This window comes from Massilistercora timonensis (assembly GCF_048354975.1).
GTDB lineage: Bacteria > Bacillota > Clostridia > Lachnospirales > Lachnospiraceae > Massilistercora > Massilistercora timonensis.
On the sequence record NZ_DBGCJQ010000044.1, the window covers coordinates 1 to 9,524 of the forward strand.

Genomic DNA, 9,524 nt, shown 5'->3' on the forward strand with positions numbered 1-9,524 from the left:
CCTGTCTTGGGACTGGGTGTATTCTCCTCTGGAACCTCTGGTTTCTCCGGCGTATAGGAATTAATAATGTCATAGCCCTCGTAGGTGGTGGTATATCCTTCTACCGGCGTCTCTGTCACCGTATATGTGATCTCCCTGCCCTGCTGGTCATACTTGTCCAGTCCGTCAAACCGATAAGTCCATCCGTCGCTCTCATCTACCGTCTGTGTGGCTTCCAGGGTCTTGCCCGCCCACAGTTTGACTTCTATGCTGTCCGGCCGGATGCCGGCCTGATCCTCGTCGTCCTTCCAGGTCTTGGTCCCGGAAATGTTGATCCTCTCCGGTTTCTTCTCCTCATAGGCATTATCAAATACTACCGCCGCCGGTGTATCTGCCGCGATCGTTCCGGAATCGCTGCCGGAAGTGATCTGGGAAGTATAGTCCTCACTCTTTGCCTCTGTCACCGAATACTTACTTCCCTCCGGAAGCCCTGTTACCTGCAGCGTCTGCCCGTGGGACAGGCTGAAGGTTCCGCCGTTTCCAATGCTTCCCGTCCCTGCGCTGCTGCCGTCTTCATTCTGGATGATATAGCTGTAGGAATCTGGAAGCGCCTGCCCGCTGCCGTCTGTCAGGTTCAGGGTGAAATCAAATTTCTTTGTCTTGTCCGCCCCGTCCCCTGAGACCGTCTTCTTAACAGACAGTTCCCCGGTAACCGGTCCTGTGTAGGTGTTTACAACCACAACTCCCACATTATTTTTCCAGTCATACTCCACTGTATATCCGTCTGGAACATCTACTTCCTCCACCTCAACCGTCAGGTCTCTTCCCAGATGATAAGAGAAGCCAAGGCTGGATTCATTTCTATAATCCCAGGTTATATTTTCCTTCCAGGAATTAGCCTTTGACAAAACCACATTGTCTTCTTTTATTCTCGTATCAGTTTTACCGGTAGAATCTGAAAATACCATCGTCATCTTATACCGCACTGTGATAGATTCAGGTCTCTTGCTCTCATGTCCGTCATCGACCCATCTTTTTTCTATTGTCAGCCCTGTTTCATACGGGCTGCCGTAAATATTATGCGAAACGCTTCCCGCCGCCATCGCCACTGTGGCGCAGGCAAGGATCCCCAGTACCAGCACCGGCAACATGGAACCTATTTTTCTGATCTTCTCCCTTATCTTCATTTTTTCCTCCTCTTTCCTTTTTTAATTTATAATCTTTGATTTACCTCTTCTGCGATCTCGGGCATGCGACTTTCCAGGTAGGGTCCCGGGCACTGCGTCTCCTCATCAAACATCTTATGGATCGTCAGCGTCCCTTCCTCTGTCCCTGTATAGACAAGCTCCGGGATCCCGTTGCGCCGGCAGATGTCCACGCACAGATCGATCAGCGTCTCATAGGCCTGATCGCTGACGTGCCACTGGCCGCCGATCTCGTCGTTGGCCACCTCTATGGTGACCGCCTGCCCGTCATTGTCCCGGTCCGCGGATGTCCACGCCCGGTTCTTTTCTTCCACATAAAGTCCCACCCTCCCCTCACTGTCGATGGCATAATTGGCCGATGCCTCCTGGTCCTCCCGGGCAAATAGCTCCCCTGCTTCTTCCAGCGTCAGATCCGCCGCCATATGATGGATGGTGATCTTCCGGATCTTCTGCTCTCTTGGAAATGTGGCGTTGGACGTCAGATCTACATATTCGGTCAGCGGGCTGTTCCCCTGGATCACTGCCTCCTGCTCTTCTTTTGTCCCGTCAAAAGGCCGGTCAGAAACCAGGCCACAGGCAAACAAGACGGCAAAGACCAAGAAGAAAGCTTTCACCGCTGCAGGCTTTACAAGTCTCCCTTTTTTCTCCGGCATCCCCAGAAGGATCATAGCCGCAGCCGCCACTCCCATATATGCGAATCCCACATCCAGACAATAATGGATCATTAACGCCACAAGTCCCGCCTGCAGGGCGCCCGGCCGCTTCTTTCCAAGGCTCCTGACCGCAGCCGCCAAAAGCAGGATCATGGCACAAATCCCCAGTTCCGCGCCGATGTGAAGAAATACATCGTGGATATACCAGGTGTTAAAATACTTGCCGGCATCAAAAGCATTCCAAAGGTGCCACTGTCCCGGTCCCACTCCGAACACTGGATTCTCCCGGATGTAGCCAAGCCCGTTTTCCATCATCTCCAGCCGCTCGGCGAAGGTAGCGATGGAGGACGGCCGAAGGGCCACCGCAGATACCGCCACCACAACGCCAAGTCCCGAGAATACTGCCGCAGTTTTTCGCTTCTCTGCCACATTCTTCTCAAACTTCTTCCACAGCGCCGCAAGGGCAGCCATCCCGGCCAGAACAGGAATACACAGCCAGAGATTCCCGCTCCCGGCCGCCAGATAGAGAAGGATCCCGGCGCCGATCCCCGCGCTTGCCCTGGCAAGGATCTCCGGCAGAAGCCCTAAGACGTCCTTTCCCTTTCCTGACCAGCCTTCAACAAGGATCAGAACGAGGATCCCCGCCGCCATCGCCACAAAGCTTCCCATGGAAAGGGTAAGCCCAAGGGCATACAAAAGCAGCGGTTCCACATAGGCAAGAATTCCCGGGGATTTTTCATCCCGGCGCTCTCTTAAGGCAAACCAGCTAAAAACCAGGAAGATCCCCAGCACATTGGCATTTCCGAAGATCCCTCCCAGACGCTTTGTCTCCCCGTCAAACGCATTTGCGGTAAATTCGGCAATGCCGGCCGCAGCCGTCACCCCGGACCACAGAAGACAACTCCTCTTAAGAAGGATCCGCTCTCCTTCTTCCAGCGCTGCCGTCAGAAGGAAAAACACCGGGCAGATCAGCTGCATATATACATAGCCTTCAAATGGATCCCCCACCGTCTGCCAGGAGGAGATAAGACTAAACACGCTGTATCCAAGCAGTGGGATCAGGATCCACAGATCCGCCCGGATCTCCTTTTGCGAAAGTCCCAGTATACACAGCACGATCCCCGTCACGCCTGCGATCAGGGGAAGCCCTGTCCCGCAGGCCGTCAGGATGACAACAGCGAAAAAAAGTCCCGGAACCAGCGGATGTGCTGTAACAAATTGAATCATCCGATCTGTTTTTCCGATTCCTCTCCCTCCATCCGGTTCTAATCTCTACACCACATAATATTCGTTATGTGGTGTTCCCTGCCTCCTTTTCTTCCGGATCTCCATGATCCCCTTCCCCGCCATACGATCTTATCCATTTGGGAATTTTAATGAAAACGATAGAAAGAAACTTTGAACATGTTGATTTTTAAATATATGTATTGTATACTACAGAAGATAAGGGATATTTCCCCAAGTACCACATAACGAATATTATGTGGTATTTTTTTGTCATTCTTCCAGCAGATCCATTCGGTCCAGACTTCTTTTCCACTCCCAGATCCCCTCTCTTGCATAGATCCTGGTCACCTCCACGCTGCTGTGCCCCAGGATATCCGCCAGGTGGATCAGGTTTTTCGTCGCCCGGTAAAATGTCCTGGCAAAAAGATGACGGAGATTATGGGGAAATACTTTCCCGGCGTCTATCCCCGCCTTTTCGGCCAGCCTTTTCATCTCCTTCCAGATATTGGACCGATCCTTCGTCTTCCCGGAACGGGTGCAAAATACAGGGCCTGAACGGATCTTATTCTTGGCTGTATAAAGAAGCAGTCGTTTTCTTAATTTCTCCGGAAGGAGCACCACTCTTTGCTTCCCCTTGTTCCTTACTTCCACGATCCCGGTCTTTATACTGTTCACATTGAAAAATTTCAGTTCGCTCACCCGGATCCCCGTTGCGCAGATCGTTTCCATCAACATGGCCATCTGACTCTGCCCATTATCCCTGGCTACTGAAACCAGCCGCCGGAATTCTGCTTTCCCAAGCTCCTGCTTCCTCATCTGAAGGCTTCCCTCCTGGACCTTGATCCGCTTCACCCGCATCTGCCCTGCCCCCAGGAAGATCAGGAACTGATCCAGCGCCGCCAGCATTGAATTGACGCTGCGGATACTGTAATGTCCTATCAGCCACTCTTTATACTCCAGAACGTCGCTCTTTTCGATCTTCCTTTCGCCCTTAAGATAGTTCCTGAAGGTTCCCACATCCCGGAGATATTTCTTGATAGTTGCCTCTGCGTTTTCCCGCTCTTCCAGATAGCTCTCAAATGTCTTCACATCCTGTTCCCAGTTCACTTTCTTTTCATCTTTCATATCCGTGTCCTTCCTTACTGTAATTTTGAAAATAAAGCTTTCTTCCGTTTATTGTAATAAAAGTCCCTGTTTTTATACAGGACAACCCAAAACACATTTTCCCGAAAAAGAAGGTGTCACAAAATCATCTGACTTAATGATTTTGTGACACCTTCTCAAAAGAATTCTTTTTTCAACAATCTTTCAGCGTATCCAACACGTATTGGACAAGCACCGCCGTCCCAACCGCCATGCTTTTCTCTTCAAATACATTCCGCCCGCTGTGGACTCCGATCCTGGTTTCTTCTGACTCTCCCCCTGTCCCCAGGAAGAACTGGGTCCCTTTTGTCCCCTCAAGAAAAACGGCAAAATCATCTGAGCCCGGGCTTGGAAATTCCAGGAGTCTCACACTTTCCTCTCCCAGTATCTCGCCCGCTGCTTTCACGATCCCTTCCGTCACTTCCCGGTCGTTATAAACCGGCGGCATCCCACCGCGCAGCTCTATAATTCCTTCTGCCCCCATACTGGCGCACACCTGCTCTGTGATCCTGCGGATCGCCTGAAGGTTGGTTTCCCTGCACTCCGGGTGAAAGACGCGCAGCGTCCCCAGAAGTTCTACCTGGTCCGGGATCACATTGCAGGCCTTCCCGCCGTGGATACTTCCAAAGGTCAGGATCGCCGGCTTCACTGCCGGGTTCACCCTGGTGATCACCGACTGCAGTTCTGTCATAAGGAACGCCGCCGTCAGGATCGGATCTACACCCTGATATGGATGGGCGCCGTGGCAGCCCTTTCCCCGGATCAGGATCCGCAGATAATCCGCCCCTGCTTCCATGGGGCCTTCCCGCAGACTGATCATCCCCACAGGCGTCTCCGGGTGGGTATGAAGTCCCACCACAATATCATTTGCAGGAGACAGCTTCTTAAATCCCGCCTCCATCATTTCCCTGGCTCCCTGCCCGGTTTCCTCCGCAGGCTGGAACACGATCCGGACATTTCCTGCCAGTTCCTCTTTCCGTTCATTCAGGATCTTCCCGCAGTACAGAGCGATCGCCGTATGGATATCGTGGCCGCACGCGTGGCTGACCCCGTCCACCTCAGACTGAAAGGGAAGTCCTGTTTCCTCCTGGATGGGGAGCGCATCCATGTCATGTCGGATACAGATGGTTTTCCCCGGCTTTCCGCCCCGAATCAGCACACTTACCCCGGTATCTGTCTCAAGGGGCTCCGGCTGGAGCCCGAACTGCGCAAGACGCTCCTTGACAAACCGGGTAGTCTGATATTCCTGATGACTTAATTCCGGATGCTGATGCAGAAATCTGCGGTCAGCGATCATCTGCTGCTCCAGTTCCTTAATCTCCTGCAACAGATTCTCTTTTCTCATTCTTAATCTCTTCCTTCCTGAAATATTCTACCGTGCAAAACCCTGGCTTTTCTTTACATTTCAGAGACAAACCCCTCCACGCTGGAAGCTCTGGCCGCCTGTTTCAGCCATTTCTTCAAGATCTCCAAATCCGTCTCTTTTCTTATTATCTCTTCTTCCTTTTTCGGTATGGTTCCCTTATCCGCCAGCAATTCCAGTATCGCTTCAACTAACGCCACTCTTGCTTCTTCTCTTCCCTTGGTACATTCAGCCTCACCAACAGCACCGCCAGGATCTTCCCGATCAACTTCAGCACTGATTCCGGAGATTCTCTGGCAATCTCTTCCAGATACCCCTCCGGCAGTTCCTTCAATGTTCGAAAATCCGCCGCACTCTGAAGTTTATCCACCAGCATGACTAAAGAAAGCTCGTCCTTCTTCCCGATCAGCTCCTCATTACTATAACGGGACAATGGGACCACCAGATAACGAAATGAGGGAATATATTCTCCCAGCGTCTCGTTCAGATATACCCGCTCCTGGAAATTTACTGCCGCTGTCCACATCCCGGGACCATCATAGAATACAATGGGCAGAATCATATCGTGATCCACCCGGGACTGATGTTCAATGAGCGTGATCACAAATAAGGTATCTGCCCCTTCCTTTCCCTTTAGATGGATCTTCTTCACCGAGTCTGACTCCCGGCTCTCCTGCCACAACCACAGGAACCTCTCCGAAATATCCTCAATATCTTCTGGCTGAACATCCTTCAGTAATTCTACATCCACATAGTCTCTCAGGAACTGAGCGCAAAGGATATGGTTATCAAAGATCAATTTGGCACTGCTGTCTTTAGGTGATGTGTTCCCAATGGAATTAGTTCTCTGTTTTTCGTCTTTCATACGCTTCTCCTTTCCTCTGGCGGAAACGCATAAAAGACAGGTTTTTCTTTATTTTACCAAGGCTCTGGCAGAAAGACAACGACAGATCACTAAAACTCTTACGCATTTCCTGTTTTCATTTGTAACTGAACTGTAAAAGAAACTTTGACCGACTGGCCGGAATTCTTGAAGGGAAAGTGAACCTTTCCCACGGGACAGGAAGAATTTGGAAATACCTGTCTGTCCCGACAAAGGCCTGCTAAGCGTTACTCGGCCTGCGGCCGGAAAGAAAGTGGGCAGAGCTTCGTGGATGTCCTGACAGAATCAGAACGTACAGAAAACGGAGTCAGTCCCTGCAGCGAATCCGTATTGGAGCGTTAGAATCCGTTACAGAAAAACACAGAAGATTTCATGGAAAGATTTGACTTCCAGTCAAATCTGAAAAGAGCCTGAGCAGGGAAATCATCAGATTTCTCTGCGAATTGCTCTAGTCATGAAATCTTCTGTGTTTTGATGTTAAGGATTCTTCACGAACAGTTTCGGATTCGCTGCAGGGTCTGACTCCGTTTTCGCGCGTCTGATCACTGTCATATCATCCCTACAAACCTATATTTTCCTAGACAAAATCTTACAAATACTATATACTGGTTAAGCATTTATGTTATCTAAGTTAAGAGAAAGTGAGGAATTTGTTTTGTTCGCAGAAATCATCAGCACCATCAGCAATCTTCTGTACAGCTACATTCTGATCGTTCTTCTGCTGGGCGCCGGCATTTATTTCTCCATCCGGACCCGCTTTGTCCAGTTCCGCATGTTTGTGGAGTCCCTGCGGGTAGTCGCGCAGCCAGGCAATGACAAGAACGGTCTTTCATCCTTCCAGGCTCTCATGGTATCCACGGCCTCCCGTGTGGGAACCGGAAATATCGCCGGTATCTCCACTGCCATCTGCCTGGGCGGCGCAGGCGCTGTATTCTGGATGTGGCTGACCGCCATCCTTGGAAGCGCCTCTGCTTTCATCGAGAGCACCCTGGCCCAGATCTACAAACACCGGGCAGAGGACGGCAGCTCCTACGGCGGCCCTGCCTACTATATCCAGGCGGCGCTTAAGAAGCACTGGATCGGCGTTCTGTTCGCAGTCACCCTGATCTGCACCTACATGGGTGGATTCAACCTGGTGGCCTCCTTCAACATCGCCGACTCCTTCCGGGCTTACAGCTTCTTTGATCCCAAGATGACTCCCCTGCTTGTGGGCGTGATCCTGGCTCTGATCTTCGCAGTCTCCATCTTCGGCGGCAGCAAGCAGATCTCCCGGATCACAGGCGTCCTGGTTCCCTTGATGGGGATCTTCTACCTGGCGGTAGCTCTTTTCATCGTAGTTACCCACTACCAGCTGATCCCTGGCATGTTTGCGGATATTTTCAGCAACGCCTTTGATTTCCAGGCTATATTCGGCGGATTCGCAGGGTCCTGTATCATGAACGGTATCAAACGGGGACTGTTCTCCAATGAGGCCGGTGTGGGTTCCGCCCCCAACGCGGCTGCAAGCGCGGCGGTCTCTCATCCGGTGAAACAGGGACTGGTCCAGATGCTGTCTGTATTCATCGACACCATCCTGATCTGTTCTGCCACCGCTTTCATGCTGCTTTGCTCCGGCACCGCTCCTTCTGTAGAGCAGGCGGGAATGCCCTGGGTACAGGCTGCCGCCTCCAGTTCTCTGGGCGGATTTGGAACCATCTTCATCACCATCGCGCTGTGCCTGTTTGCCTTCACCACATTGATCGGCAACTTCTACTATGCGGAGATGGGCCTGCAGTTCCTCTGCGGCCGGAAACCCGGCAAAGTCCTTCTCAACATCTTCCGTATCGTGGCCGCCCTTGTGGTACTGGTAGGCGCCACCATGGAGTTCGGCCTGGTGTGGAATATGGCCGACGTCCTGATGGGTCTCATGGCTCTCATCAACCTTCCGGTGATCCTGATCCTGGGAGGACCTGCCATCCGGGCCATGCAGGACTATATGAAGCAGAAAAAAGAAGGCAAGGATCCGGAGTTCAAGGCTGCGGATATCCAGCTGAAAGATAAGACCGACTTCTGGAATTAATCTTCATCCATTTCTTCCATCATGCGCAGGCCGGCCGTTTCCGTTACCGGGAGGGAAAATACAACCGTCCCGGCTTTGGAATCCGTTCCGGCCTGTTCCATGATGGCTCGCATGATCGCGTTTTTCCGCGCGGCTTTCACCACGATAAATACCATTTCTTTTTCTTCCGCAAGGCTGATCCCCAGGAACCGTTCCGCGTGTTCTGCTCCTGTTCCCTTGGCATGGAGGACCGTGCCTCCCGGAGCATGGGCGCTTCTGGCCGCATCCATGATTACCTCTGTGTATCCGGAATTGGCGATCGCCACCAGCAATTCATATTCTGTATTCTGCAATGTGCTCTCCTCCTCAATCTCAATCTTCTGACCCACCGTAAGATACTGCAGGACCTTCTTGCCTCCTACGCTGCTCAGCGGGATCAGAAAGGCGATCCCCCGTCCCGGAATGTCAATCCGCATCCGGGCGTACAGAGCCTTCTTCAGTTCCTGCCAGGTATCCCGGGTGATCACTGCGAAGTAAACCGCTTTCTCTGTATCCTCCATGCCCAGGTAATCCAGGAGCGCGCTTCCCGCAGTTCCTCTTCCCAGGGCAGCGAACGTCACCTCGATATGATATTCCCGGAAGAAATGAAGGAACCGTTCCCGCATTCCCCGGTTAGTGATCAGTCCCAGCATATAGATATGGTTCATACTCTTCCTCCTACAATTCTATGATATCGTCCTCTCCCCAGGTATCCAGATAGGGAACGGCAGCCGCCTCCCTGCTCTTTGCACGGGCGAACCGGTACTGATAGATCACTCCCATGACCTGAAGGGTGATCAGCGGCGTCATGGCCACCATGGCCACCACGCCAAAGGCGTCCCGCACAATATTGCCGCCCACCGCCTGGCAGGCCCCCATGGCAAAGGGAAGGAGAAATGTAGCCGTCATAGGACCTGAGGCAACCCCGCCGGAGTCAAAGGCTATGGCGGTAAAGATCTTCGGCACAAAGAAGGACAGCCCCAGCGCCAGGATA

General features: G+C 52.1%; 9 protein-coding genes. 1 reads left to right on the plus strand and 8 read right to left on the minus strand.

The genetic code is table 11. The features are described 5' to 3' along the window. The 6 genes from ACML7B_RS03585 to ACML7B_RS03610 form a co-directional block, all read right to left on the minus strand. Positions 1-1,166, minus strand: a 1,166-nt coding sequence (locus ACML7B_RS03585) for a Cna B-type domain-containing protein (RefSeq protein ID WP_418539349.1), incomplete at its 3' end; no start/stop codon positions are given. A 26-nt stretch (positions 1,167-1,192) separates the two neighbouring features. After that, a complete protein-coding gene (locus ACML7B_RS03590; RefSeq protein WP_418539350.1) occupies positions 1,193-3,064 on the minus strand; it encodes an N-acetylmuramoyl-L-alanine amidase in 1,872 nt (623 codons plus the stop codon). Positions 3,065-3,334: 270 nt separating this feature from the next. After that, complete coding sequence (locus ACML7B_RS03595) at positions 3,335-4,189, minus strand: tyrosine-type recombinase/integrase (protein WP_418539351.1); 855 nt, start codon at positions 4,187-4,189, stop codon at positions 3,335-3,337. A gap of 172 nt (positions 4,190-4,361) precedes the next feature. Then, entirely contained in the window at positions 4,362-5,552 is a 1,191-nt protein-coding gene (locus ACML7B_RS03600; protein WP_418539352.1) for a M20 metallopeptidase family protein, read from the minus strand. Between the two features lie 53 nt (positions 5,553-5,605). Beyond that, the gene (locus tag ACML7B_RS03605) at positions 5,606-5,770 is read right to left on the minus strand and encodes a hypothetical protein (RefSeq protein WP_346706915.1); all 165 of its coding nucleotides are present in this window, start codon (positions 5,768-5,770) and stop codon (positions 5,606-5,608) included. Then, positions 5,761-6,435, minus strand: coding sequence for an Rpn family recombination-promoting nuclease/putative transposase (locus ACML7B_RS03610; protein ID WP_418539353.1), 675 nt, complete (start codon positions 6,433-6,435; stop codon positions 5,761-5,763). Before ACML7B_RS03610 ends, ACML7B_RS03605 begins: the two co-directional genes overlap by 10 nt. A gap of 637 nt (positions 6,436-7,072) precedes the next feature. Between ACML7B_RS03610 and ACML7B_RS03615 the strand changes: the two genes are divergently transcribed. Further along, complete coding sequence (locus ACML7B_RS03615; protein ID WP_418539354.1) at positions 7,073-8,512, plus strand: alanine/glycine:cation symporter family protein; 1,440 nt, start codon at positions 7,073-7,075, stop codon at positions 8,510-8,512. On the opposite strand, the gene ACML7B_RS03620 is transcribed toward ACML7B_RS03615, so the two are convergent. Both ACML7B_RS03620 and ACML7B_RS03625 read right to left on the minus strand, forming a co-directional pair. Next, entirely contained in the window at positions 8,509-9,198 is a 690-nt protein-coding gene (locus ACML7B_RS03620; RefSeq protein WP_106789934.1) for a P-II family nitrogen regulator, read from the minus strand. The genes ACML7B_RS03615 and ACML7B_RS03620 overlap by 4 nt on opposite strands. A 10-nt stretch (positions 9,199-9,208) precedes the next feature. Continuing rightward, the coding region (locus tag ACML7B_RS03625; RefSeq protein ID WP_418539355.1) for a DUF1538 family protein at positions 9,209-9,524 on the minus strand (316 nt) is incomplete at its 5' end.